24 protein-coding genes are annotated in these 24,556 nt (G+C 46.5%); 3 read left to right on the forward strand and 21 right to left on the reverse strand.

Features of this window, described 5'->3' with window-relative positions; all coding sequences use genetic code 11:
- Window positions 1-48: 48 nt before the first annotated feature.
- From ODZ53_RS28210 to ODZ53_RS28220, 3 genes are all read right to left on the reverse strand, one after another.
- Entirely contained in the window at window positions 49-1,590 is a 1,542-nt protein-coding gene (locus ODZ53_RS28210) for a flotillin lipid rafts scaffold protein FloT (RefSeq protein ID WP_015893079.1), read from the reverse strand.
- The gene (locus ODZ53_RS28215; RefSeq protein WP_372681628.1) at window positions 1,590-2,129 is read right to left on the reverse strand and encodes an NfeD family membrane protein; all 540 of its coding nucleotides are present in this window, start codon (window positions 2,127-2,129) and stop codon (window positions 1,590-1,592) included. The genes ODZ53_RS28210 and ODZ53_RS28215 overlap by 1 nt, the downstream gene beginning before the upstream one ends.
- A gap of 91 nt (window positions 2,130-2,220) precedes the next feature.
- Complete coding sequence (locus ODZ53_RS28220) at window positions 2,221-3,654, reverse strand: aminotransferase-like domain-containing protein (protein ID WP_372681630.1); 1,434 nt, start codon at window positions 3,652-3,654, stop codon at window positions 2,221-2,223.
- Window positions 3,655-3,806: 152 nt separating this feature from the next.
- Between ODZ53_RS28220 and ODZ53_RS28225 the strand changes: the two genes are divergently transcribed.
- Window positions 3,807-4,748, forward strand: a complete 942-nt coding sequence (locus ODZ53_RS28225) for a DMT family transporter (protein ID WP_372681632.1) — start codon at window positions 3,807-3,809, stop codon at window positions 4,746-4,748.
- Window positions 4,749-4,800: 52 nt separating this feature from the next.
- Here ODZ53_RS28225 and ODZ53_RS28230 read toward each other — a convergent pair whose 3' ends face one another.
- The 6 genes from ODZ53_RS28230 to ODZ53_RS28255 form a co-directional block, all read right to left on the reverse strand.
- On the reverse strand, window positions 4,801-5,265 hold the full coding sequence (locus ODZ53_RS28230) for an NUDIX domain-containing protein (RefSeq protein ID WP_026133939.1): 465 nt from the start codon (window positions 5,263-5,265) through the stop codon (window positions 4,801-4,803).
- Between the two features lie 16 nt (window positions 5,266-5,281).
- Window positions 5,282-5,818 carry a suppressor of fused domain protein gene (locus ODZ53_RS28235; protein WP_173604856.1) on the reverse strand — a complete coding sequence of 179 codons (537 nt, stop codon included), beginning with the start codon at window positions 5,816-5,818 and terminating at the stop codon, window positions 5,282-5,284.
- A 783-nt stretch (window positions 5,819-6,601) separates the two neighbouring features.
- Window positions 6,602-9,199: an FtsX-like permease family protein gene (locus tag ODZ53_RS28240; protein WP_372681635.1), complete on the reverse strand. Its 2,598-nt coding sequence runs from the start codon at window positions 9,197-9,199 to the stop codon at window positions 6,602-6,604.
- Window positions 9,196-9,879, reverse strand: a complete 684-nt coding sequence (locus tag ODZ53_RS28245) for an ABC transporter ATP-binding protein (protein ID WP_016739677.1) — start codon at window positions 9,877-9,879, stop codon at window positions 9,196-9,198. Before ODZ53_RS28245 ends, ODZ53_RS28240 begins: the two co-directional genes overlap by 4 nt.
- Window positions 9,880-9,964: 85 nt before the next feature.
- Complete coding sequence (locus ODZ53_RS28250) at window positions 9,965-10,966, reverse strand: sensor histidine kinase (RefSeq protein WP_372681637.1); 1,002 nt, start codon at window positions 10,964-10,966, stop codon at window positions 9,965-9,967.
- The gene (locus ODZ53_RS28255; RefSeq protein WP_087343427.1) at window positions 10,959-11,645 is read right to left on the reverse strand and encodes a response regulator transcription factor; all 687 of its coding nucleotides are present in this window, start codon (window positions 11,643-11,645) and stop codon (window positions 10,959-10,961) included. Before ODZ53_RS28255 ends, ODZ53_RS28250 begins: the two co-directional genes overlap by 8 nt.
- A gap of 297 nt (window positions 11,646-11,942) precedes the next feature.
- Between ODZ53_RS28255 and ODZ53_RS28260 the strand changes: the two genes are divergently transcribed.
- Window positions 11,943-12,260, forward strand: coding sequence for a hypothetical protein (locus tag ODZ53_RS28260; RefSeq protein WP_199926659.1), 318 nt, complete (start codon window positions 11,943-11,945; stop codon window positions 12,258-12,260).
- 50 nt (window positions 12,261-12,310) lie between these two features.
- Here ODZ53_RS28260 and ODZ53_RS28265 read toward each other — a convergent pair whose 3' ends face one another.
- Window positions 12,311-12,646 (reverse strand): hypothetical protein, encoded by a 336-nt coding sequence (locus ODZ53_RS28265; RefSeq protein WP_372681640.1) that lies wholly within the window; start codon window positions 12,644-12,646, stop codon window positions 12,311-12,313.
- Between the two features lie 229 nt (window positions 12,647-12,875).
- On the reverse strand, window positions 12,876-13,340 hold the full coding sequence (locus tag ODZ53_RS28270; RefSeq protein WP_372681642.1) for a hypothetical protein: 465 nt from the start codon (window positions 13,338-13,340) through the stop codon (window positions 12,876-12,878).
- A gap of 78 nt (window positions 13,341-13,418) precedes the next feature.
- Between ODZ53_RS28270 and ODZ53_RS28275 the strand changes: the two genes are divergently transcribed.
- Window positions 13,419-13,838, forward strand: coding sequence for a hypothetical protein (locus ODZ53_RS28275; RefSeq protein WP_372681644.1), 420 nt, complete (start codon window positions 13,419-13,421; stop codon window positions 13,836-13,838).
- A 319-nt stretch (window positions 13,839-14,157) separates the two neighbouring features.
- Here the strand turns inward: ODZ53_RS28275 and sufB are convergent, their stop codons facing one another.
- The 10 genes from sufB to ODZ53_RS28325 form a co-directional block, all read right to left on the reverse strand.
- The gene (sufB, locus tag ODZ53_RS28280; protein ID WP_015893091.1) at window positions 14,158-15,555 is read right to left on the reverse strand and encodes a Fe-S cluster assembly protein SufB; all 1,398 of its coding nucleotides are present in this window, start codon (window positions 15,553-15,555) and stop codon (window positions 14,158-14,160) included.
- Window positions 15,556-15,594: 39 nt separating this feature from the next.
- Window positions 15,595-16,032, reverse strand: coding sequence for a Fe-S cluster assembly sulfur transfer protein SufU (gene sufU / locus ODZ53_RS28285; protein ID WP_007726380.1), 438 nt, complete (start codon window positions 16,030-16,032; stop codon window positions 15,595-15,597).
- Window positions 16,019-17,245, reverse strand: a complete 1,227-nt coding sequence (locus ODZ53_RS28290) for a cysteine desulfurase (protein ID WP_007726378.1) — start codon at window positions 17,243-17,245, stop codon at window positions 16,019-16,021. Before ODZ53_RS28290 ends, sufU begins: the two co-directional genes overlap by 14 nt.
- Window positions 17,245-18,543 carry a Fe-S cluster assembly protein SufD gene (gene sufD, locus ODZ53_RS28295; protein ID WP_372681647.1) on the reverse strand — a complete coding sequence of 433 codons (1,299 nt, stop codon included), beginning with the start codon at window positions 18,541-18,543 and terminating at the stop codon, window positions 17,245-17,247. The genes ODZ53_RS28290 and sufD overlap by 1 nt, the downstream gene beginning before the upstream one ends.
- Before the next feature lie 21 nt (window positions 18,544-18,564).
- Window positions 18,565-19,353 carry a Fe-S cluster assembly ATPase SufC gene (gene sufC / locus ODZ53_RS28300; RefSeq protein WP_017251436.1) on the reverse strand — a complete coding sequence of 263 codons (789 nt, stop codon included), beginning with the start codon at window positions 19,351-19,353 and terminating at the stop codon, window positions 18,565-18,567.
- A 469-nt stretch (window positions 19,354-19,822) separates the two neighbouring features.
- Window positions 19,823-21,406, reverse strand: a complete 1,584-nt coding sequence (gene pckA / locus ODZ53_RS28305; protein WP_372681650.1) for a phosphoenolpyruvate carboxykinase (ATP) — start codon at window positions 21,404-21,406, stop codon at window positions 19,823-19,825.
- A gap of 291 nt (window positions 21,407-21,697) precedes the next feature.
- Window positions 21,698-22,840, reverse strand: a complete 1,143-nt coding sequence (locus tag ODZ53_RS28310) for a M20 peptidase aminoacylase family protein (RefSeq protein WP_372681652.1) — start codon at window positions 22,838-22,840, stop codon at window positions 21,698-21,700.
- A gap of 58 nt (window positions 22,841-22,898) precedes the next feature.
- Entirely contained in the window at window positions 22,899-23,240 is a 342-nt protein-coding gene (locus ODZ53_RS28315; RefSeq protein WP_087343449.1) for an SCP2 sterol-binding domain-containing protein, read from the reverse strand.
- A 445-nt stretch (window positions 23,241-23,685) separates the two neighbouring features.
- Window positions 23,686-24,078 (reverse strand): VOC family protein, encoded by a 393-nt coding sequence (locus ODZ53_RS28320; protein ID WP_007726371.1) that lies wholly within the window; start codon window positions 24,076-24,078, stop codon window positions 23,686-23,688.
- Window positions 24,079-24,100: 22 nt separating this feature from the next.
- Window positions 24,101-24,541: a hypothetical protein gene (locus ODZ53_RS28325; RefSeq protein ID WP_007726368.1), complete on the reverse strand. Its 441-nt coding sequence runs from the start codon at window positions 24,539-24,541 to the stop codon at window positions 24,101-24,103.
- Between the last annotated feature and the right edge of the window lie 15 nt (window positions 24,542-24,556).

Genomic DNA, 24,556 nt, shown 5'->3' on the forward strand with positions numbered 1-24,556 from the left:
AAAAAGTGCCCCTCGCAATAAGGGGCACTTCTTCTCCGATCGATTTGATTATTTCGTTTCGTTCTCCAAAATTGAATCCGTCTCTACCTGAACTTTCACGGGTACAGGCTGTTGCTTCGCAGGCACGGTATCATCCTTTTTCATAAAATCTGCGATCATTTTGTTCATATCCAATCCGGATACGTCTTTCAGCATCTCAGGAAGTTGGGCCATCAGCTTCGTAACATTCCCGCTCAGACGATTGACGCCATCTCCCTGACCGCCTCCCGCATCCACGATCGTTACTTTGTCGATTGCCTTCATCGGCTCGGCAATTTTCTCAGCCAGCTCAGGGAGCATTTTCGCAATAATATCGAGAACAGCCGCATGGCCGAATTTTTCAAATGCTTCAGCCAGCTTCTCTTTCCCTTCCGCTTCGGCTTCGAGCTTGAGTCGCGTGACTTCTGCCTCAGCGCTACCACGGGCTCTTTCAGCCTCGGCAATCGCCAAGCCCTCCAGGCGCTTCTGCTCGGCATTTGCTTTTGCCTCAGCTTCAATGCGGTACTTGATCGCGTCTGCTTCTCTCAGCTTCTTCGCCTTTTCCGCTTCTGCCGCCTGTTCCACTGAGTAGCGGTCGGCGTCGGCCTTTTTCTTCACTTCCGCATCATATTGCTTTTCGCGGCGAAGAATTTCTTTTTCCTCCAGCTCGATTTCCTTCTGCTTGCGGACGAGATCGACCTTCATCTCTTCTTCTGTCACCTGCTGCTTGGCGACAGCTTCTTGCAGCTTGTAGGCTTGGTCCGCACTCGCCTTCGCTTTGTCCTGCTCTTGCTTAAACGCCGCTACCTTCAGCTCTTTTTCCTTTTCAGCTTCGGCAATGTTCGTTTCCTTCAGCAGCTCTGCCTTGCGTGCCTCTTCCTCTGCCTGTGCCTGCTTGATCCGCGCTTCTTTGTCCGCATCTGCCTGTGAAATGGTCGCATCGCGCTTCACTGCAGCGATTTGCGGTATTCCAAGCGCAGCTAAGTAGCCGTTTTTGTCCCGGACATCCTTGATGGTGAAGCTGACAACGGACAGCCCCATTTTTTTCAAATCCTTTGTTGCTACAGCTTGCACCTCTTGTGCGAATCGCTCACGGTTCTTGTAAATTTCCTCTACCGTCATACTGCCGAGGATTGCCCGCAAATATCCTTCGAGGACCTCCTGTGCTTCTCCGCGCAGCGCCTCGTCACTCTTACCCATAAATTGCTCGGATGCGGTCGCGATATCTTCAATCGAGCCGCCTACCTTGATGATTGCAACGCCATCTGCCATGACAGGAACGCCCTGCTCGGTGTACACCTCAGGAGTCGATACGTCCAGCTTATGAGACAGAAGACTCAGAAAGTTTGCTTGTTGAAAAATAGGGAGGATAAATGCGCCGCCTCCGCGGACGATCTTCATTTTGCGCCCAGATTCGTCACTGAGTACGTTTTTCGAGCCGAGATAGCTACCCGTCACGATCATGGCTTCATCTGCACCCACTGTTTTGTAACGGGCCCAAAAAGCAATACCCAACACGAGAAAGACTGCGACGACAACACCTACTATGGTCAAAACGCCAGGATCTAACATCATTTCCCATCTCCTTCGCCAGATTCAGTGTAAAAGGGGATCACATACAAGACATGGTCACGGACCTCGACTACGACGACACGGGCTCCTTGCGGGATAATCTGGCCCTCAAGACTCGCTGCCATATGGTAAGTGGTTCCACTAATCATCGGCAGCAGAACCTCTCCCAGGCCTTCTGCAGGGATCGTCGTCCCGACTTCTCCCAGCTTCCCTCCTAGTTGATTCATGGAATAGCTCGTGGAATTTTCCGCATGGCTCATCGGCTTTACCCACAGGAAGTAAGAAACAAGAGCCAAAGCGATACCAATGACAGCTGCCAGCATCAACACGACAAACGTACCGAGAGAAGTGTACCGAGATAACAGATACCCCGCTCCGCCAAAGGCAGTCATGCCGCTGACCAACAAAATAGGCTGTGCAAAAGGCAGATGCAGATGTCCCAGCCAATCCGAGAGCGCATCGCCAAACAACAGTGAGATGAGCGCGTAGAGTAGACCAAGTACAAGGCAGACTATGTAGACGGTTTCAAGTACGCCCACGACTGTCCCCCCCTTTCTAAAATTGCCTCTATAGTGCATACGAGTGAGGTGGAAAATAGTTTCATAAATAAGGAATTAATCCCTTTTCTTATCACCTTTTCTGCTGAAGAACTCTTTGGATGCGTCGAACTCCTTCCTCGATGTTCGCCGGGCATTCCCACGAATAGGTCAGGCGCAGCCACCCCGCTTCCGCTCCATAGACGCTGCCGGGTGTAAAAACAACGCCCTCTCTGATCGCATCATCCAGCAATTCTTTTTCGTCCCTGAGAGCAAGCAACCGACACCAAATATGATAGCTGCCACCCGGCTCATTCCATACCGCGTAATCGGAGAGATGCTTGTGCATAGCGCGTACCATCGTTTGTTGTTGCTCCAACAAGTAACGAGACATCCGCTCCTGCTGATTGTTCCAGCTCTTTCGCTCAACAAATCGCCGGGCGAATTGCTGGGAGACGCTGCTCGTGCCAAAATCCATTTGCTGCTTGGCATCGGCTAGTCTTTCTACGACAGATCTTGGTCCCACCAGCCAGCCAATTCGCAAGCCTGGCGCAATCGTTTTCGAAAGACTCCCGACGTACAGAACAGCCCCCGTCTTATCGATGGCTTTGATCGGCTTGGGTGGTTTAGGGCTTCCAGCCAGTGTAAGTGCCCCGTAAGCGTCGTCCTCCACGAGTGGCAGGCGCAGCTCCTGACAAATATCGAGTAGCTCGGATCGCCGTGCCTTGCTTAAAATCGTCCCGGTTGGATTATGATAGGTCGGGTTCACGAAAACCATGCGAATGCGATGCTCCCGATGCAATTCGTAGACAGCCTCGGGTACAATTCCGTTCTCATCCATCGGCAAGCGAAATAAACGCAGGCCAGCTGAACTAAATAAAGGCAAGGAATACGAATAAGAGGGTCCCTCCATTGCGATTGCATCTCCAGGATTCAAAAGACATAGTGTAATGAGATGCAATGCCTGCTGCGCCCCTGACGTCACCAAAATTTCATCAGGGGAAGCGTGAATGCCGTAGTTTTCTTGCAGATGCACAGCCAGTGCCTCACGCAGACGCGGCTCCCCCTTTGGATGCGCGTAGCCCAGCTCAAGCCTGATCTCGTTTTCTTCCCCCGGCGTCGTTGGTATCAAAGACGGGATCATCGTCGTTGCCAATTCTGCCTTTGCCAGATTGATGATCGAGGTATCGAAGCATGCATCCTGAATGCGTTTCGCGAGTGGATAGGCTGGCAAGAATGCCCCGCCATTCGTGTAGGTGTACCAGTTTGGCATTTGTTTGACGCCCCACAGATCACGACTGACCCAAGTCCCGCTCCCTTGCCACGATTGTAAAATACCTTTTGCCCGCAATTCTTCGTACGCTGCCGATACCGTCCCACGATTGACGCCAAAGCGTCGTGCCAACACTCTTTCCGGCGGTAGAGATGTACCCGGGGACAGCACTCCTTGCACAATCTGTCGTTCCAGCTCTTTGGCGATTTGTATATAGATCGGAACTCCCGCATCTTTGTCCGGCTTCCATTCCATCCTGATCCGTCCTCCACACTTCCTGTTTTCATTTTCCTCCCTTTCGACAAATTGGCTTACTGCTCCTGCTACCAATTGGCTCTAGCGTTTATACTCGGTCGCCTCTAAGATGAAACAACACAAACTTTTAATCGACAAAGGATGGGATTCGGATGAGCACACAGCTTCCTATCGAGAAGCAAGTCCTACAAAAAGAGCAGCCAATCACTCCTGACCAGCTGCATACAGAGAAAATGGGCTTGCTGTATGGCTTCATCGGGGTGATTAGCTTCAGCTTGACCTTGCCTGTAACGAAGATGGTTGTTACCGTGCTCTCTCCCCTCTCGGCAGGGCTGGGACGAGCGTTGATCGCGGCTGTACTGGCTGCTTTGGTGCTCCTACTAAAACGAGTACCGTTTCCTACCTGGCAAGAGACCAAGAAACTGTTTCTCGTATCCACCGGAGTAGTAGCAGGCTTCCCGTTTTTCTCGTCGTGGGCGATGGAGAGAGTACCCGCTACGCATGGCGCAGTCATCATCGCCCTATTGCCATTGGCCACAGCTGGCGCAGCGATATTTTTTTCAGGAGAACGCCCTACCCGGAAGTATTGGATTTCTAGTGTGATCGCCTGCGTGACGATTCTCGCCTACGCGATCAGCTCTGGCTTTGGTGCCCTCCAATGGGCGGATCTCGCCTTGCTCGGGGCGGTCATCAGTGCGGCTATCGGATACGCTGTCGGCGGTGAGCTCTCCAAGACAATGGGTGGTTGGCAGGTCATCAGTTGGTCGTTGATCTTTGCCTTTCCTTTTCTCGTCGTTCCGCTCACAGGTCCTCTACTCACTGACTTAAAACAAGCCACTTGGCCTGTCTGGATCGGTTTTGGCTATATAAGCGTAATCAGTATGTTTCTCGGTTTTTTCGCCTGGTATCACGGCCTGGCAATCGGCGGCGTCTCCAAGGTCAGTCAAATTCAATACCTTCAACCCTTTTTATCAATCATCGCAGCCTGGCTCCTCCTATCAGAGCCATTGACACCCGGCGCTGTTCTCTCCGCTGTCATCGTCGTGTTGGCTGTCGCAAAAGGAAGAAAAGCTTCCGTACAGCAAAAAGCGTAAGAAAAAGAAACACCGCTCCTCTTCACTAGGAAAAGGGCGGTGTCTCTTGTTTTTATTCTGCTCGGCTCAGCATATTTCCCAAGTACATCGGTTGATAAGTGGGATCAGACAAGACTTGCTTGACTTGATCCGGGCGTGTTTTGTGGTCGTTCGGCAGTTGCTTCCACTCGTCTAGCGTGACCCAGCCAGCCCATTCGATCTCTTCATCGACAATACCACCTGGCGTTGGGTTTGTCTCTTCACCGACGAGCTTCGCCAGAACTCCTACTCCGACTGTATGCTTTCCGTTCCCTTCCTGATCGATCCGATCGTCTATCCAGATCAATCGCTCCATTTCCACGAGGAGTCCGGTCTCTTCCATCACTTCTCTTTTCGCCGCGTCTGGAATCGCTTCTAAATATTCTACGATTCCCCCTGGCAGGTTGTAAAAGATGCCTCGTTGTGTCTGCTCACGGATGAGGAGGACTTTCCCTTCGTGTTCAACTACTACGGTGACTCTCAAGCGAATCGCTGACATTTCGCTCGCTCCCTTCTCAGATGGCAGGCGTACGCGTAACATTCAGGGAATCGACACCGGAGTGCGCTAACCATTCCTGTAATGCTATAAGTCCATATTGTTCCAAAAACTTTGCTTCAGAATCCGCGATGGCATGAAGCATCATGAACCTGATTACGTCCTTGCCGTTTGTATAATATTCAAGTCCAGCCTCTTCATAATAGGCAGGGGTCAGTACCATATGATTCAAAACCGATTTTTCCACGATTGTATCCCCGAGCGAAAAGACGCTCCCAGACTCCAAGCGGGTAGATTGACTCTCCCACTGACGAATTACCTGGGCTGCTATTCTTGCCAAATGCGTGATCATTCTCTGCTCAAACTGATAGGAATAGGCGAGGTACTCTGTAGCCCCCATCTCGTGCAGCTCAAGCGTGGCGTACGTCCACCATCCTCGCTTGCGCGTAGCCGGATAGACGGCAATCAGGATATCCGCATCCTCGGATTGATACAGATCACCTTGACTCCCAAAAAAGCGGTGGCAATGATCCATTAATTGCTTTACCACTATCATATGTGCAACCCCGCTCCAGTAAGTATGAAAACCTTTACAGCTACCTATTCAAAGAAGAGCAACAGCGCATTTGTAAAAGGTTTGTGCTCGCCCGAAAAAAGCATGCCTGGATACGTAGGCATACTTCGTTGATGGTAGGCAGCTTTATCTTGTATATACGAACATTTTATCATTGTGTGGGGTGAATGTACATGTTTGAACACGCACAAAAAAGCCCCCGGTTATCCCGAGGGCATTGTTCTTGTTTATTTCGTGACTTTCACCAAAACCGTCATGCTTTTTCCTTGGTACTTCACCTTGAGCTTCGTTGCCATCGACGTAAATCTCATACAGCTTAAAGTAGAATGTCTATTCATTCGTCGTCTAACTAAAGTTAATGGCGGGTAACCAATATTACCCATTTACGTAATAAAACGTGAAGGAGTGAATTCCGCATGTCTGACTTCGTATCAATCCTACTGATAGCACTGCCCCTAATTAGTTGGGGTTTTATCGTAAATTCCCAGTCCCTTCGTAAAAGATGGCTGTATGTATTGTTCACATTCATCATTTTTTGGGGGATTGTCGGATTAGATTATTACTTTGACCCCCCATCCCCTCACTATGAGTAATCTATGAACTACGGTGCGATTTTCCCATAGTAAAACAGCGCCATAAGTGAAACTGACTCGATCATTACGACTAGTTAATAAAAAATACGTATCTGAACGAATCAGACACGTATTTACACGTTACAAAACAATTATCCGATAGAACCTTCTATCTCGAACTTGCATTCTTCGATCAAATGTTTTCGTTCTTCAACGAGTTAACGATACTGTATTCTTTGTATTTTCTATTTGCATAAAAGATCGTCGTCCCCACAATAAAAAACACACCTACCCCTGCAATGATAAGATCCGCCCAAGGCACTGTAAAAGCGAATTCAAAATTACGGCTAAGGCTCTTGTAGATGAAAAACATTACGCATAAACTAATCGGTAAACCGTAAATAAGCGACTTCATTCCATAAAAAAATCCTTCGAAGCGTAGCATTTTCTTCATGCCCTTTGGCGTCATACCAATGGAAGCCAACATCGCAAATTCACGTTTTCTCAAGGCCATCCCTGTCGAAATCGTGTTGATAATATTTGCCATACAAATGAGTCCGATGAGAACCACAAACCCATAAAGGAATACGGATGTGACTGTGGCGCGATTCATTGCATCCTGACGCTCCTCAATCAGATTGTTCGTATAGACATGTACATCTGGATATTTGTTAATAATCGGGTTTATTTCATTTTCCAATGCCGCAGACTGCTCTGTTGTAAATTGAACTTCGCTGGTAACTTGCTCAGACAGCATAGCATTACCTCGTTCTCGGAACTTGTCAAAGCCTCGTTCAGAAACAACAAATGTAACCGTAAAAGCATATTCCTGGTATCGTAGCATAAAAGGTGGACGTTTATCCGTGATAGAAGCAATTCGGACTTTAGCGCCTTCATTCAAAGTGAGAGGTAGTTCTGATCCCTCTTGGACTGTTAGTTGAGAGATATCTGTAAAATTATGTTCTTCCTTCAAGGTGAATCGATTGACAAGTATTGCAGAAATCTCGTCACCTTCCAATTTCTTTGCATCAATCCCCGCGGATTGCAGGTACGCTGCAAAAGAGGCCTCATCAAGAGAAACAATGTCTGCAGACATGAAGTATTTCCCATCAGGATTAAGAGTATGGCGACTGGAGATGTCTGTGGTAACCTCGTTTTCGTTGAGGATTAGATCAGCACCGATAAGTTGGGTCTTCACTTTTGTTGTTGCGTTCTTGACGGACATCAATTCATTTGTTAATGACCTTACCCTTTCCAGATCGGCTCCCCTTGCGTTTACTGACAAATCATAGGGTAGCGGTGCTTGTGCCATATTATAGGACTTATCCATATACAACGAAAAAGAAGAAGCTGCTAGGTACAGGATTACACTGATCGCAAGAGAAAAGACAGTTGAGCGATAGTGATGTTTATTCCTTTTCAGATTTTTTAATCCTAGTTCCGCTTCAAATCCAAACAACTTCCGGGTCATATTGGATGTACGAACATCTTTTCCTTTTATCTCGATATCCTTTGTCTGGCGGATTGCAGTTATCGGTGTAATTTTCGATGCCCTCACTGCTGGTAACCATGCAGAAATGAGCAATGTCAAAATGGAAAACAAAACGACCGCAATCATACTGTACGGCTCTATCACCAATCGTATCGGTTCACTAACAAAAAGCATTTTTTGAATGAATGGACTGAGCAAATGGAAAGTAACACCAATGCCAATGGACCCAAAAAACAACCCAGCTGGAATCGCTATGACCCCGATCACAGCAGCTTCAAAAAATACGGAAGCCCTTTTTTGTTTTTTGGTTGCCCCTACGCTAGATAACATCCCTAAAGTACGACTACGCTCAGAAAGCGAGATCGCAAACGCGTTGTAGATGAGTGAGACAGATCCAATCAGAATGATAATTCCAACGGAAAGAACTGCCAGGTACATCGTGTTAAGAAAGTGGGAATCGTTCGAAATCCCGGAATAAAGCAACAGGTCCCGATTGTACTTGATTTTTACTCCATTCGATTTAACTTGATCCTTTACTCCGCTTACCTTACTCGCAATCGTGTTACTCGTTTCGTAAATGTCATTCCCTAAACCTTTAAAATCCTTATATTCAACACTTACCGTGTAGGGAGAACCCTCCTCTAAATCACCCTCGGAAAGACCGCTAAATGCACGGTATGCAGCCATTACTTCCTGCTCTTTAGCTGGTGCTTGAACAATCCCGGTAATCGTGTATGTTTTCGTATTTGTAGGCGTAAAGACTTCCTTTGATTGGTAGACATCATTGTCGCCCAACGTCTCGCTCTGCCCATCTACATTCAAGCTACGATCACCAAAATTTAAAGTGACTACATCTCCAACCTTCAAGCTTACACCTGCGGTTCGAATATACTCCGATGAAAGTGCCAGTTCATTTTCATTCTGAGGCAACCGCCCATCAAGTAGGCTCACCCCTACTACATCGTGATTACTGTGTCCCGTAATAAACAAATAGGGCTTCACGCTGTTTGGAGAGTTAGAAAGTCGTGCAAATCCAAGTCTCTGGTCAATATCGTATCTTTCAATGGCTTCCGTATTTGTAATAACCGCAACATCTTCTCCTGTAACATTGAGAAAAGCTGCCTGCCACTTACCAGAGTAGGTAATCGCGTTTCTTTGCATCATATCCATGAAAGAACTACTAATCGAAAATACTGCTGTAAGCATTGCGACAGAAATGACAACCCCAATGATTGTCACAAGGGTACGGCTCTTATTCTTCTTCATGTAACGTAAGGTGAGCTGATTTACGATATTCATCGCCGGATCACCTCATCTCTAGAAATCCTGCCATCCGATATGCCAATGATACGGTCCGCTTGCAAGGCAATGTTTTCGTCATGTGTAATAACAATCAGAGTTTGATGCCGTTCTTTGTGTAATTTTTTCAAGAGCTTCACAATCTCAGCACTGTTTTTGCTGTCCAGATTCCCCGTAGGCTCGTCAGCCAATACAATGGCGGGACTGCTAATCAAGGCACGGCCAATAGATGCACGCTGCTGCTGTCCTCCAGAAAGCTGGTTTGGCAGATGCTTTAATCGCTGTTGAAGACCTAGAGTCTCTACGATACCGGAAAAGATATCTTGATTTACTTCTCTACCGTCCAACAGCAATGGCAGGGTAATATTTTCTTCCACAGTAAGGACAGGGATCAAATTGTAGAATTGATAGATAAGCCCAATCTGTCTGCGTCTGAAGATGGCTAGTGCCGTTTCATCCATCGCATACATATCAGTTTGGTCAACGATCACTTTACCGGATGTGGGCGTATCAACGCCCCCCAAAATATGCAAAAGGGTAGACTTACCTGAACCAGAAGGTCCAATGATCGCCACAAACTCCCCCTTTTGTACGGAAAATGAGATATCGTTCAGTGCAGTAACAGCTGTTTCGCCATCACCGTACGTTTTTGACAGGTTCTCTACTCGCAAAATCTCCATCATGATCCTCCCAGATAAGTTATTACGTTTAGAATAGCTGCCAAACATGTCTCGTCGGTGACATTCATTCTTACAATTTTGTCATCTAAATGATTTGCTTGTAAAATTTGATTTTGAATGTTGTTCCTACACCCATCTGGCTTTCCATAAACACATCGGCGTTTTGACTTTGCAAGATTGTTTTAGACATGGCTAGCCCTATTCCAATACTATCCGCTCCAGCATTCTTCCCTTTATAAAATCGTTCAAAAATGTGTGGAGCATCGTCAGGGCTAATCCCCTCGCCACTGTCGGAAATGACAATTTGTGTATACAAGGGTGTTTCCTCACACGAAATGGCAATACGTCCCCCAACTGGCGTATGCTCAATCCCGTTTTTCATTACGTTCAAAATGGCTTCTACGGTCCAGTTTTCATCTCCATACACAAAAAGGTCTTCTTTACAGGAAAAAGAAAGCTCCTGATTTTTTAATTCCATCGGGACAAGGAGTGGTTCTAATGCCTTGTTTATCATTTTTTTGACAGATACGAGTTCCTTCTTGAAAATAACGCTCTGCACTTCGATTTTAGAAAGCTTGAGCAATGAAGTCACGAGCCATTCAATACGCTTCAACTGATTGATAATCTTGCCCAAGAACTCCTCCCTCTTATCTTTTGGCAGACTCGGGTTGTTTAACAAATCAGCCATGACAAACATGGAGGTAAGTGGCGTTTTTAGTTGATGGGAGATGTTCGAAAGAGTATCTGCCAAGTACTGTTTTTCCTTTTTCAGATGAGTAGACTGCTCGGACAATGTTAATGTGACTTTATAAATATCATTTTTCAAAATGCTCAATTCACCCTCAACGTTATCCCTAATATCCATCGTAGGTTGGCCTGAATAGACAGAAGCCAAATAATAAGCGAGCTTACTGATGTCCTGATAACGTTTGCGGGTAAACACGAAAAAAGTGGAAAGGAGCAGAAATACCATAGCAACTCCCACAATCCCCGCTTTCCAGTCGATCATCCAAAGAATTGCGATCCCCATGATGGAAATAACCATGCTATACAGACATAGCTTCTGTATTTCTTTATTTTTAAACATGACTTCCACTCATTCGATAGCCAAGACCGCGAACGGTTTCTATCACTTTGGGATTCTGGCTATCATCCTCCAACTTTTCTCGAAGCCGCTTAATGTAAACCGATAGGGTATTATCATTGATAAAGTTACCATCTAGATCCCAAATACCCTCTAACAACTGATTTCTGGACAGAACTTGCCCTCTATTATTTATGAATGCCAACAGTAAACGGTATTCTAAAGCAGTCAGCATCACTTCCTCAGTTCCTTTGTACACTTTAGCCAGCTTTGTATTTACGACTACATTTCCAATCCTCACTTTGTCAGACAGGTTGGGCTCTTTTTGGTAATGTCGAAGGGATGACTTCATTCGGCTAATCAGCTCCCGGATACGAAACGGCTTTGTGATATAGTCGTCTGCTCCCATATCTAACCCCCGAACCACATTGATTTCATCATCACACGCCGTCAAGAAGATGACAGGGGCATCCTGATTTTCTTTTACATATTCGCAAATCTCATAGCCATTACCATCTGGCAAAGTCAGATCGAGTAAATATAGATCAAAACGTTGCTGTTTAATTGCTTTGAGTGCAGTTTGTTTTCCTTCGCAAAGAACTACTTCATAGCCCTCACTGGAAAGCGAATAGTGCAAACCCTCTGCAATGGTCTTGTCATCTTCTACTACTAATACCTTCATGGTTCATCCTCCCTCTATCAGCTATAACTATTGCGATCAGCAACTCTCGTATTTCCCCGGTCATTATTGTCGGTGTTTATTGCTAACATGATTGGTATTAGCTTAATTTACTTAATTGGTAAGGTATTTTGCAAGTTGGACGAACAGAATAACATGAAAATGATAACAAGCAAAAAACCCGCCTTCTAATGGGAGGACGGGTGACCTTGATATCTGTCCAATTGTTATTGTTACTTTTTCTATCTCCTCTCGTCTTGTTTATTAGTAATTCCACTTTTTAGGAGGAACCAGGCACTTATGAAAAACAAGACAGCTTGTCTCGTCCTTTCTATTAGCCAAAGCATCTATGCCATTTTCTTATTGGCTTGGGCAATTTCTGTTTTTTTTACCATTGTGCTTTTACCTGAAGATGAATATGATACGGGAGCGCCAGGGGTGTTCTATACGATCCTATCGTATCCGCTTGTACTACTTGCCTCAGCGTTGGGCAGCTGGTACTACTATCACAAGTTGAAATTCAAAACGAGTTACGCACTCAATGCCATTCCTTTACTTTGGGTCATTCCGATGGCGTTATTTATGATCTTATTATGGAAGTTCGGTTTGTCCTCGTAAAAACAGCCCTCTGGCGGATTACCATCAGAGGACTCATGCGTTTTCCCTTATCAAGCAAGGGCACAAAAAAATACGTGTCTGATGTTGACCGCGTCTCCAGACTCCCAATAGTTCTTTGCATCTGCTTCTGTCATTCCGGTTTCAGGTTTAGCCTTTTTCAAAGTTGCGAAGTCTGCATAGATGATTACAGCCTCGTTTTGGTTAACAATCTCTGCCTCTGTAATAAATGGCCCATCCTTTAAGTTCGGAGCGTACTCCTTAAATCTACTCACTTCCTCGGCAGACATAGCTTTCTGTTCAGGAGTTGGGGCTGGTGCAGATGAGGTAGTTGTGGCTGCTGGAGTTGGCGTGTTATTCTCTAGCGTTGTACCGCAACAACTTATCACGATTCCTAAAGACAATGCAAGAATTGATGTTCTTTATGCTGGTAAAATCCCCCCTCTATTGTATGTTTCACCCTCGCTCTCGTTTCTTTCTTTTCATTAATCCCAAGCGAAACACTGAGACTTCACGGGTCACTGTGCATACGATTGTATAACACTGAAACGGTTTTTAATCAAGAAAACCCGTCTCCTCAAAATAGGGACAGGCCAACATTTTTTTGCTTAATCTATTCTAGTCAACCACTTTATATGCATAAATTGTACCTTCTACAGAACCCTTAACACTTATTCGGTAGTCTACACTTTGTTCAAGATCAGAAAAATAGGCGTGATCCCTACCTGCCTCAAACTCGCGTGTCTCAACAGGTGTCCACCCTTCCAAAGCTTCACTAAATTCTTCAATAGATACATCATAGTAATCGCTTATCCCAGTTGCGGTTACATCTGCTTCAACTTTTATCCCTCTCTCTTTGTATGTAAGCCTGATAGTTTTTGGAATGAGATAATAACTACCAACATCAACTTCCCTAGACCACAAAAACTTATCAGTCATCATTGGCTGTACTTTTTCATTCTCCGAAGAAATCTCTTGTGATTGTTTCTTTTCTCCTTGAGCAGTTGCATTTAATGGCATCACTAATGCAACCACAGATAATGAAGTTAAGGCAGCCATTTTTACTTTTTTTGAAAGAAGCATAGCAACATCTCTATTTTAATGTAAAATGTTTACAGGTAGATTATACAGCATTTAGGAGGAAAAGGAAGTGAGTATTATATGAATTCAGAAAAAACTATATCTTCGTTCAAAAGCCGTAAAGTCTTAGTTTCAGTGCTGCTCACGCTAGTTGTTGCAGTTACGTTATGTACCTATTATTTTTGGTACAATACACCTGATAAAACTCTAGAACGATATCTAACCCTAGTCATAAACAAACAGGGAGATCAAGCATACGATTATGTATACAAAGATGACAGCAGTTATTACCCTGAACTTGAAAAATTCTTACAATCAGCAACAAGAACAAAATTAATAGATTTTAAAATGTTAGGATATACTCCTGTGGATGATTCAAAAACTGACGTTAAGGTATTACTTAAATTTGAAGACAAAATCGAAAAAGAAAAGACTTTTCTGTTGAAAAAAGCATCCGGCAATTGGAAAATTGTTCTAAGAGGTGCTAACGGAAACTCTTAAGCCGTTAATAAACATGGCTACAGCCGTTTCAAACTGTTGACTTACAACACACAAAAAAGCCCTCCCCGGATTATCCGAAGGAGGGTTTTTACAGATTCTGTTTTACTTAGTTGAGAGTAAGGGAACGAGAGCCATATTAACTAATAGTATTATAAGCTAAAACCCTCTTAGGGAATGGGGTTAATTGCCTAAATGTAATTGACGTAACGGAATAAAGCCCTCCACCGTTACAGGGCTTATGCGTTTTCCCTCATAAAGCAAGGGCACAAAAAAACGTGTCTGAACGAATCAGACACGTTTTTACTCGTTATCGAAACAATTATCCGATAGAACCTTCCATCTCAAACTTAATGAGACGGTTCATCTCTACCGCGTACTCCATTGGCAATTCTTTTGTGAATGGCTCGATGAAGCCCATTACGATCATCTCAGTTGCTTCTGCTTCTGACAAACCGCGGCTCATCAGGTAGAAGAGTTGATCCTCGGATACCTTGGATACAGTCGCCTCGTGCTCAAGCGTGATGCTGTCGTTCATGATCTCGTTGTACGGGATCGTGTCGGACGTGGACAGTTTATCCAGAATCAGCGTATCGCACTTGATGTTGGACTTGGAGCCTTCCGACTTGCGTCCAAACTGCGACAGACCACGGTAGGTTACTTTTCCGCCATCACGGGAAATCGACTTGGAAATGATCGTCGATGTGCAATCTGGCGCCAGGTGAATCATTTTCGCACCTGCGTCTTGGTGTTGTCCTTTTCCTGCTACTGCAATGGAAAGAACGGTACCTTTCGCGCGAGGTCCTTTCATGATAACAGCTGGGTATTTCATCGTCAGCTTGGAACCGATGTTACCATCGATCCATTCCATGTTCGCATCCGCGTATGCAACCGCACGTTTCGTAACGAGGTTGTATACGTTGTTGGACCAGTTTTGGATCGTGGTGTAACGGCAGCGAGCGCGTTCTTTTACGATGATTTCTACAACAGCGGAGTGCAAGGAATCCGTGCTGTAGATTGGAGCTGTACAGCCCTCTACATAGTGAACAAAGGAATCTTCATCGGCGATGATCAGCGTACGCTCGAATTGACCCATGTTCTCGGAGTTGATGCGAAAGTATGCTTGCAGTGGAGTTTCTACTTTTACGCCTTTTGGAACGTAAATGAAGGAACCACCGGACCATACTGCCGAGTTCAGTGCAGAAAACTTGTTGTCTGCTGGAGGAATCACTGTCGCGAAGTATTCTTTCACGATTTCTGGGTGAAGCTTCACCGCAGAATCCATGTCGCAGAAGAGAACGCCTAGTTTTTCCAGGTCTTCCTGCATGTTGTGGTAAACTACCTCAGATTCATACTGGGCAGATACACCTGCGAGGAACTTTTGCTCTGCTTCTGGAATACCCAGCTTGTCAAAGGTTGCCTTGATTTCTTCCGGCACCTCATCCCAGCTACGGCCTTGCTTTTCAGAAGGCTTTACGTAGTAGGTGATGCTGTCAAAATCGAGGTCGTCTAGATCGCCGCCCCATTTTGGCATCGGCATGCTGTTGAAGATGTCCAATGCTTTTAGACGGAATTCCAGCATCCATGCTGGCTCATCCTTGATCTTCGAAATTTCTTCGACGATCTCGCGAGTCAAACCCTTTTTGGTACGGAATACAGAAACGTCCTTATCGTGAAAGCCGTACTGATACTCCTGTATTTCTGGGCCTTTAACAGCCATCGTTGCTCACTCCTTCGTGTTCATGTCCCTTACCTATCCCTATTCCTGCTCCGCCTGTTTGACACCTTGCTCCAATGCTTTCCAAGCCAATGTCGCGCACTTGATTCGCGCTGGGAACTTGGCTACGCCAGACAAAGCTTCGATATCACCAAGATCAATCGAGTCATCGATTTCTTTGCCTTGCATCATATCGGAGAATTTTTGCGACAGCTCCAGTGCTTCTGCTACTGGCTTGCCTTTGACAGCATCCGTCATCATGGATGCAGATGACATACTGATTGAGCAGCCTTCACCCAGAAACTTTGCGTCCACCACTTTGCCGTCCTCCACTTTCAAGGAGAGCGAGATGCTGTCGCCACAGGTCGGGTTATTCAAATTCACAATGAGTCCGTCGGATTCTTCCAGCTTACCGCGGTTGCGCGGTTTCTGGTAGTGATCCATAATGACGCGGCGGTATAAATCATCAAGAGAAGACATTGCCGAAATACTCCTTCGTCTTCTTCAAGCCCGCGATCAGCACATCTACTTCTTCTTCTGTGTTGTACAGGTAGAAGCTTGCCCGAGCGGTAGCCGTCACATTCAGCCAACGCATCAGCGGTTGTGCGCAGTGATGACCGGCACGAACTGCGATTCCGTAACTGTCCAGCACGGTCGCCAGGTCATGCGGATGTACTGTATCCAGGTTGAATGTAATTAAACAGCTGCGGTCCTGCTGTGGGCCGTAAATCTTCAATCCTTCTATCTCGCGCATTTGTTCCATCGCGTACTTGACGAGATGTTTTTCATGACGCTCGATATTGTCCATACCGATCTCTTCCAAAAAGTCGATCGCTGCTCCCAATCCGATAGCTCCTGCGATGATCGGAGTTCCTCCTTCAAATTTCCAAGGAAGCTCCTTCCACGTGGAATCGTACATATCCACGTAGTCGATCATTTCTCCGCCGAACTCCATCGGCTCCACACGCTCTAGCACCTCACGCTTGCCGTACAGGACACCTACACCTGTCGGACCTGCCATCTTGTGGGCTGAAAACGTATAAAAATCGCAATCCAAATCCTGGACGTCGATTTTCTTGTGTGGAGCACCCTGCGCTCCATCAACAAACAAAAGTGCGCCATGCTGATGAGCGATTTGGGCAATTTCCTTGATTGGAGTAGTATCCCCCAATACATTGGAAACATGGTGAATCGCAACGAGTTTGGTATTGTCCGTAATCGTTTCCTTGACCGCTTCCAGAGTAACGGTTCCGTCCTCTGCCAGCGGAATGAACTTAAAGGTCGCTCCGGTCGCCTTGGCTGCCTGCTGCCATGGAATGAAATTGGCGTGATGCTCCACCAATGTGGTCACGATTTCATCTCCCGGCCCCAGGTACTTGCGAGCATAGCCGTACGCTACCGTATTACAAGCAGAGGTCGTACCACGCGTAAAGACGATTTCTGCGGCTTCACGGGCGTTGATGAAGGCGCGTACTTTTTCACGCGCGCCTTCGTACCCGTCTGTCGCTATGTTACCCAAGGTGTGCACGCCACGGTGCACATTGGAGTTATACTCCCTGTAGTATTTATCCATCGCCTCGATAACCTGAATCGGTTTTTGAGAGGTTGCACCATTATCCAAATAAACGAGCGGATGTCCGTTTACTTCTTGGTGTAGGATGGGAAAATATTTCCGAAGCTCCTTGGCGTTCATTAGCCTAACTTCCTTTCAAGCGCCTGACGGAGTCTGTTTTTCACTTCTTCTACTGGAATCTCAGCAACAACTGGCTCCAGGAAGCCGAGAATGATCAGACGTTCTGCACCTTGACGGGAAATACCACGAGACATCAAGTAGAAGATAGACTCTTCACTAAAACGTCCTACCGAAGCTGCGTGACCCGCTTTAACGTCATCCTCGTCGATCAACAGGATCGGGTTGGCATCACCGCGAGATTTATCGCTCAGCATCAGGATGTTTTCCGCCTGTACGCCGTTTGCCTTTTCAGCGCCTTTTTCGATTTTCGTGATACCGTTTAGGATACTCACTGCTTCATCCGTCATAACAGCCTTGCTCACCATATCAGACTCTGTGTGCGTGCCGATATGCTGAACTTGGGAAGTGAGGTTTTGGCGTTGGGAACCAGTACCTACAGAAATGGATTTGGTCTCTGCAATAGAAGCAGTTCCCTTGAGGATGGTAGTGTTGTTGGCAACCGTGTTGCCATCGTTCATCTCACCCAAAATCCATTCCATTTTTCCATCGCGCTCAACAGTTGCACGACGGAAGCTGTAGTCGTGAACGTCTACAGACAGAGAACGTACAGAAGCTACTTGCACAGATGCGCCCGCGCCTACATATACTTCAACTAGGCTGTTCGCAACCATGCTTTTGCCTTCGCCAGATACATAAGTATCCACGTAGGTTACTTTGCTGTTCGCTTCTGCCACGATCAAAACATGTGGAGCCAACAGAGCGTTGTCGCCTGCGATTTCATACACAGCTTGCAGGGGAACATCTACTTCCACGTTTTTCGGAACGTAGAGGAAAACGCCACCATTCACTACTGCCGTATGCAGCGCAGTCAGCTTGTGCTCATCAAGTTCGATCACGTTCAGCAAATACTTTTGCACGAGATCGCCATGTGTTTGCAAAGCATCAGCAAAGGTCGTGAAGATCACGCCTTGCGCCTTCAACTCATCGGATACTGCTTGAAAAACAGTAGAAGCATTTTTTTGTACCAACAGGTTTTTCACGCTGTCGACATCGATTTGTGCTTTTACCAAATCGCTGAGTTCATTCGCCGCTGCCACCTTCACAGTGGTTTGGAACGGATCAAAATCAACGGTATTCCATTTATCAATCTTCGTTTTCTCCAAGGCAGGGAGCGCCAGCTCTCCCGCCGCCTTCAGTCCAGCGAGGCGCTTTTCCAGGAACCAGGCAGGCTCCTGATTAGCTTTGGAGTACTGGGTGATCGCCTCGGAATCGAAGCGTAGCTGTACATCCACACTCATTTCACTGCTGCCTCCTTCATCCTACACGTTGGCGTTTACGGTTTCGTCCTCGATGCCGAGCTCTTCCTTGATCCAATCGTAGCCTTCTGCCTCGAGGCGTTCAGCCAGCTCAGGACCACCGGACTTCACGATACGACCTTGCATCATGACGTGTACGAAGTCAGGCTTTACATAGTTCAGCAAACGCTGGTAGTGCGTAATAATCAAGAATCCGCGGTCTGCGGAGCGCATTTCGTTTACACCAGCTGCAACGATTTTCAATGCGTCGATGTCCAAACCGGAGTCGATCTCATCCAGAATACAGATAGCTGGCTCCAAGAGCATCATTTGCAGAATCTCGTTACGCTTTTTCTCACCACCGGAGAAACCTTCATTCAGGTAACGATGGGAGAAAGACTCATCCATTTCCAGCGTGTTCATCTTTTTGTCCATCTCACGGATGAATTTCATCAGGGAGATTTCGTTTCCTTCACCACGGCGCGCGTTGATTGCGGAACGCAGGAAGTCAGAGTTGGTTACACCGCTGATTTCGGACGGGTATTGCATCGCCAGGAACAGACCTGCACGTGCGCGCTCGTCTACTGCCATTTCCAACAAGTCTTCGTCATTGATCAGCACTTCGCCATCGGTTACCTCATATTTTGGGTGACCCATCAGCGTGGATGCCAATGTCGATTTACCGGTACCATTTGGTCCCATGATCGCGTGCACTTCGCCGCCCTTGATCTCCAAATTCAGGCCTTTGAGGATCTCTTTGTCCTCGATCTTGGCGCGAAGGTTTTTTATTTGCAAATGCGGTACTGCTGTCATCTGAATTCCCTCCATACACGTCAAAAGTGAGTTGGTAAATTCTCAATCCATTCTCAATAACTATCTTATAATAAGAATAATTATAAATCAAGGAATGAAACATATCTGTATTTTTTATATCATTATATTTAGAAAGTCTGTTTTTGCGCATAAATCCTTCCTAAATATTCTTGCCTCCGCAGCATTTTTCCCTTTGTTACTTTTGGACATACATTTCCGTCTAAATCGCAGGTGCTTTTTGTAAAAAACACCAATGGATAACTCGAAATGGAAGGGCTCCCTTCGGAAGCTTACCTGACTCTTTTCCGTCAGTCAAATGGAAAAGTTGTACCAATCCATACTTCGAAAGTATTCGATGGCAGTAAGTAACATGAGATAAAAACCGTCGGTCACAGTCTGACGGTTTTTTCTGTTTTCACGAAGAAAAAACGGATAGACCTTATCGTCTACCCGTTTCTTTCCTGTTCGATTACTTTACTTTTGGACCTGCATTTGCAATATCTGCTGCATTCGGGAATTTCTTCTCGAAGTTCTCAATGAAACGTGCAGCCAGATCAGTTGCTTGCTTGTCGTAATCTTCCTTGTTTGCCCATGTATTGCGTGGTTGCAGAACTTCAGCAGGAACGTTCGGGCAAGATGTCGGCACTTGTACCCCGAAAATCTCATCAGCTACATAGTCTACCTTTTCCAACTCACCGTTCAATGCTGCTGTTACCATTGCACGAGTGTAGGACAGCTTCATACGTTGTCCAACACCTACCGGGCCACCAGTCCAACCAGTGTTCACCAGGTATACTTGAACCTTGCGCTCGTCAATCTTCTTACCGAGCATTTCTGCATATACGACAGGATGCAGTGGCAAGAATGGAGAACCGAAGCAAGTAGAAAACTCTGTTTGCGGAGCAGTTACACCACGCTCTGTACCTGCCATTTTGCTGGTGTAGCCAGACAGGAAGTGGTACATAGCTTGCTCTTTATTCAGCTTGGAGATTGGAGGCAATACACCGAACGAATCGGCTGTCAAAAAGACGATGACATTTGGTTGCCCGCCCACGCCTGGAATCACAGCACCCGGAATTGCTTCCACTGGGTACGCAGCGCGTGTATTCTCTGTATATTTGGTGCTATCGTAGTCAGCTACTCGAGTCGTTTCGTTTACGTCTACATTTTCAAGTACGGTACCGAACTGGATTGCTTTCCAGATTTGCGGTTCGCCTTCTTCAGACAGCTTGACGCATTTTGCATAGCATCCGCCTTCGATATTGAACACGCCATTGTCAGACCAGCCGTGCTCATCATCACCGATCAAGAAACGGTCCGGGTCAGCAGACAGCGTTGTTTTTCCAGTACCGGACAATCCGAAGAACAGGGCAACGTCTCCGTCTTCGCCTACGTTTGCAGAGCAGTGCATCGGGAGTACGTTGCGCTCTGGAAGCAGCATGTTCATTACGCTGAAGATCGACTTTTTCATTTCGCCAGCATACTCAGTGCCACCGATCAACACTGTCTTTTGCTCAAAGCTCAATACGATGAAAGTCTCGGAGTTCGTTCCGTGTACCGCAGGATTTGCCTTGAAATTAGGTGCATAGATAACCGTGAATTCTGATTCGTGCGCAGCCAGTTCTTCTTCGGACGGACGGATGAACAGCTGACGTGCAAACAGGTTATGCCATGCGAATTCGTTCACTACGCGGATTGGTAGGCGATAGGTTGTATCTGCCCCCGCAAAGCCATCGAAGACAAACAATTCATCTTTGGATTGTAAGTATTTGAGCACGTCTTGTTGAAGTGCTTGGAATTTTTCAGTACTGATCGGTTGGTTAACCGGACCCCAGTTGATTTTATCGTGTACGGAAGCTTCGTCCACCACAAATTTGTCCTTTGGCGAACGGCCGGTAAACTTCCCTGTTAGCGCATTGAGCGCCCCCTTATCGGTCAAAATCCCTTCGCCACGCTTTACTGCCATCTCAACAAGATTAGCTACAGGCAAGTTATGATACACTTTCGTAGCTCCAAGAATGTCAGTAAGCTTTTGAACCGTATTGGTTTCCATGTGTGAACGATCTCCTTCCCAAAATGTGTATCATTTATTGTGACTTTCTAATTGTCGCTCGATTTGTAATTAGTATATCACATTTAGCTAAATAAGCTACATAATTTTATAATCTCTCATGGAGAATGTGTGAATAACCCTCCTCATGCGTATTATTCCCCAACAGCAGTATTTTGTCCACAAACCAACCAGTCTATCGACTATTCGTGAGGTACATAGAGACATTTGCCCACAAAAAGAGCAACACCAAGAGTTTACTCTCTTAGTGTTGCTCTCACAAGGCATAAAGATTTACGTATTTTCAAACGTTTTCACAACTGTCTGACACAAAATCGCCACACCCTTTTCCAATGCCGAGCGGTCAAAATGCATCAGCGGATGATGCAGCCCTGGTACCAAATCACATCCGAGAGCCAGCATCGTCGCCTTGATATGAGGACGCTCCACCGTATAATAGTGGAAATCCTCCGCTCCCGGACTGACAGGCGCCGCTCGCAAATTTTCTTGACCGAGCACATCTATAATCGCCTGCTCCATAAATGCCTTTGCTTGCTCGTCGACCTCTGCCGCTACCATGCGAGACCCGGCCTCTATCTCTATCCGTGCCTGAAAAGACATCGCGACTCCGTCGATCATTTGACGAACTCGATTCACCAGGTCATCCATCGCTTGATTCGTCTGCGCTCGCAGATCGAGGGCAAAACGTGCTTTGTCCGGAATAATGTTGTAGCTCTCTCCCCCGGCTTGCAGCATCGTCATTTTGACGGTGGTAGGCACCATCGGATTGATATGTACTTGACCGAGACCTGAAATAATCGCTCCCGCTACTTCAATCGCATTGATCCCGAGATGTGGTCTCGCTCCGTGCGCAGCGACTCCTGTGATTTCCCCGTAGAGAAACATGGCTGCACCGTTGTAGATAGCGGGTCCTGCGGTTCCATTTGCCATCTCCTGAATCGGTCTTAAGTGAACACCGTACAAATAATCGATGTCATCGACGACACCCTTCTCCACCAGCTTCAATGCTCCCGTTCCTTTTTCTTCTGCTGGTTGGAACAAAATTTTTAACGTTCCCGGCGGTTGATATCCAGCGGCAACTAATGCTTCTATCGTTTCCACGATCAACGTCATATGGGCGTCATGGCCGCAGGAATGATTCGCTCGCCACTCACCGTTCACTTCCTGCCACAGAGCATCGATATCTGTGCGCAAGCCAACAACGGGCTTCCCTTCGCCCCATTCAGCCACTAAACCTGTACAATCGTCAAAAGTCGTAACACGCAGTCCCAAGGCACGCATGCGCTCCGCCAAATAACGAGTCGTTTCTACTTCCTTCCAGCTAATCTCCGGATTTTCATGCAGATGACGGAATGTTTCGGCAATAGCATCTTTACGTGCGGCAACCGTCTGTTGTAACGACATAACAGTAGACATCAAAGCGCCTCCTCAAAAACCGTTTCTTCCTATTATATCACAATGCCCATTAGACAGTTCACCGACAGGTCAGTCGCAAAATGGCATCGAGCTTCAATTGGTCGCGCAATGGCCCTGCTATTTGCACCTTTTCTTTGGCTAGAACATAGACGAGCTCATCACCGCCGAACAGCATGTGCATTTGTTTCTCCGCTCCCCTGATAATCAGATCGGCAGGCTGCTCTTCTGTCCATACATCCCAGGATGCAACGCCTTTTGCTATCGTCAATTGCCACTGTGATGGTGAATCATCCACTACAATTCTGATCCTGCGCTCCCATCCTGCTGTAATGAATTGCAGGTGTGCTTTTCCTTGCAGTCTTTCACCCAGTTCAAAAAGCAGTCTGCCCATTCCGATCATCTGCACGCCACCCCTCTCTTCTCAATTGGGTTCGTGGCCTGTTTGGTCGAATCCTTTGGCGAGGCATGAGAGTCACTGTCGGCTGTTGTCAGGGGAGCCATGTTTTTCTCGACATTTTAGAAAGACATTTAGAAAGGTCGTTTGAGTCAACATAGTGGAGGAGAAGAAAAAGCACAGTTCTCTTCGACTCTGACACGCCTGCAAGGGGGATTCACTGGTCGTCTCCACTTAAAAAAGGGGACCGTCGAGCCAAAGCCACCCTACGGGCGGACGTTTCTCAGAGAAGAAGTGTTCGACAACCGGGTCCCCTTTTTTAAGTTCCGACTGGGTAAGCGTTGTCAAGGTCTGCGAGCTCTGCGCTTTTTCTTCTCACCAGCTTTGCTGTTCATTGGTACCTCTAAAACGTAAAAAAGCATCCGCTTTACGCAGATGCTTTTCTCAAATACTACTCATCAAACTCGTCTTTATCGAGTCGCACCTCAAGGTGGTGACCATCGGGTGTCTCAAAATACAAATTATAGCTAGTAGGCTGTGTAATGGGGCCACGATAGCAAATATTCTCTGCCTCCAGCTTATCAACCAGATAGTCCAGCTCAGCACGGCTTTGCACAGAGAAGGCGAGATGATCGACTTGCCCTACGCCGCCTTTCCCAGCTTCCCCGCCATGAGGATGAAGACCGATCCGTGTGTATGTGCCAATTTGAAAGTAGACAGGTGCTCCTTCCGTCATATTCTCTTCCGGGATAGGGACTTCCAAAATGTCCTTAAAAAAACGAGCTACCTTCACAACATCACTACAATTCAATGCGATGTGGTGAACGGCTTTCAAATGAAACATTCACACTGCCTCCCACGTCAACTCAGGTCATGCGCTCTTGTGCGACATTAGCTTTTCTTTTATTGTACTGCTTCAATCGCTCGCTTAACCGTCTTAAACGAATCATCAATGCTTCCCGCCAATCGTCATCCTGCAACTCCTTGGCGATCCCGAGCAGATCCAGCGAAATATCGATCTGCTGCTTTAACACTTCGGCGAAGCTGGCTGCTTCATCCGTCATGGTACAATTCTCAAACAACTCGGATGTATTGTCAACACTCACAAAATCAGCAAAATCCACTTCTGGAGCCTGATCTCCCTGAGCATATTCTACTAAAATTTCGTATTCTCCCTCAATACCGGGATGAACTTCAATTCTGTCACATACAGGACAAAACATGATCGGGACATTGTGTACAAGCGTTTTATAATGACGGACTGAGCCTACGGAACCTACCATTCCAGCACCACAACAAAAACTCATATAGTCTCCCTCCCT

This window comes from Brevibacillus sp. BD137 (genome assembly GCF_041644655.1).
Classification (GTDB): Bacteria; Bacillota; Bacilli; order Brevibacillales; family Brevibacillaceae; genus Brevibacillus; species Brevibacillus brevis_D.

Coding starts and splice junctions, on each gene's coding strand:
- ODZ53_RS28325 (WP_007726368.1), bottom strand. CDS start 24,541: ATGAGTTTTTGTTGTGGTGCTGGAATGGTAGGTTCCGTAGGCTCAGTC.
- ODZ53_RS28250 (WP_372681637.1), bottom strand. CDS start 10,966: ATGTTTAAAAATAAAGAAATACAGAAGCTATGTCTGTATAGCATGGTT.
- sufB (WP_015893091.1), bottom strand. CDS start 15,555: ATGGCTGTTAAAGGCCCAGAAATACAGGAGTATCAGTACGGCTTTCAC.
- ODZ53_RS28235 (WP_173604856.1), bottom strand. CDS start 5,818: ATGATAGTGGTAAAGCAATTAATGGATCATTGCCACCGCTTTTTTGGG.
- ODZ53_RS28225 (WP_372681632.1), top strand. CDS start 3,807: ATGAGCACACAGCTTCCTATCGAGAAGCAAGTCCTACAAAAAGAGCAG.
- ODZ53_RS28245 (WP_016739677.1), bottom strand. CDS start 9,879: ATGGAGATTTTGCGAGTAGAGAACCTGTCAAAAACGTACGGTGATGGC.
- ODZ53_RS28275 (WP_372681644.1), top strand. CDS start 13,419: ATGAATTCAGAAAAAACTATATCTTCGTTCAAAAGCCGTAAAGTCTTA.
- ODZ53_RS28255 (WP_087343427.1), bottom strand. CDS start 11,645: ATGAAGGTATTAGTAGTAGAAGATGACAAGACCATTGCAGAGGGTTTG.
- ODZ53_RS28220 (WP_372681630.1), bottom strand. CDS start 3,654: ATGGAATGGAAGCCGGACAAAGATGCGGGAGTTCCGATCTATATACAA.
- ODZ53_RS28290 (WP_007726378.1), bottom strand. CDS start 17,245: ATGAACGCCAAGGAGCTTCGGAAATATTTTCCCATCCTACACCAAGAA.
- sufU (WP_007726380.1), bottom strand. CDS start 16,032: ATGTCTTCTCTTGATGATTTATACCGCCGCGTCATTATGGATCACTAC.
- pckA (WP_372681650.1), bottom strand. CDS start 21,406: ATGGAAACCAATACGGTTCAAAAGCTTACTGACATTCTTGGAGCTACG.
- ODZ53_RS28230 (WP_026133939.1), bottom strand. CDS start 5,265: ATGTCAGCGATTCGCTTGAGAGTCACCGTAGTAGTTGAACACGAAGGG.
- ODZ53_RS28310 (WP_372681652.1), bottom strand. CDS start 22,840: ATGTCTACTGTTATGTCGTTACAACAGACGGTTGCCGCACGTAAAGAT.
- sufC (WP_017251436.1), bottom strand. CDS start 19,353: ATGACAGCAGTACCGCATTTGCAAATAAAAAACCTTCGCGCCAAGATC.
- sufD (WP_372681647.1), bottom strand. CDS start 18,543: ATGAGTGTGGATGTACAGCTACGCTTCGATTCCGAGGCGATCACCCAG.
- ODZ53_RS28240 (WP_372681635.1), bottom strand. CDS start 9,199: ATGAATATCGTAAATCAGCTCACCTTACGTTACATGAAGAAGAATAAG.
- ODZ53_RS28270 (WP_372681642.1), bottom strand. CDS start 13,340: ATGCTTCTTTCAAAAAAAGTAAAAATGGCTGCCTTAACTTCATTATCT.
- ODZ53_RS28210 (WP_015893079.1), bottom strand. CDS start 1,590: ATGTTAGATCCTGGCGTTTTGACCATAGTAGGTGTTGTCGTCGCAGTC.
- ODZ53_RS28320 (WP_007726371.1), bottom strand. CDS start 24,078: ATGTTTCATTTGAAAGCCGTTCACCACATCGCATTGAATTGTAGTGAT.
- ODZ53_RS28260 (WP_199926659.1), top strand. CDS start 11,943: ATGAAAAACAAGACAGCTTGTCTCGTCCTTTCTATTAGCCAAAGCATC.
- ODZ53_RS28315 (WP_087343449.1), bottom strand. CDS start 23,240: ATGATCGGAATGGGCAGACTGCTTTTTGAACTGGGTGAAAGACTGCAA.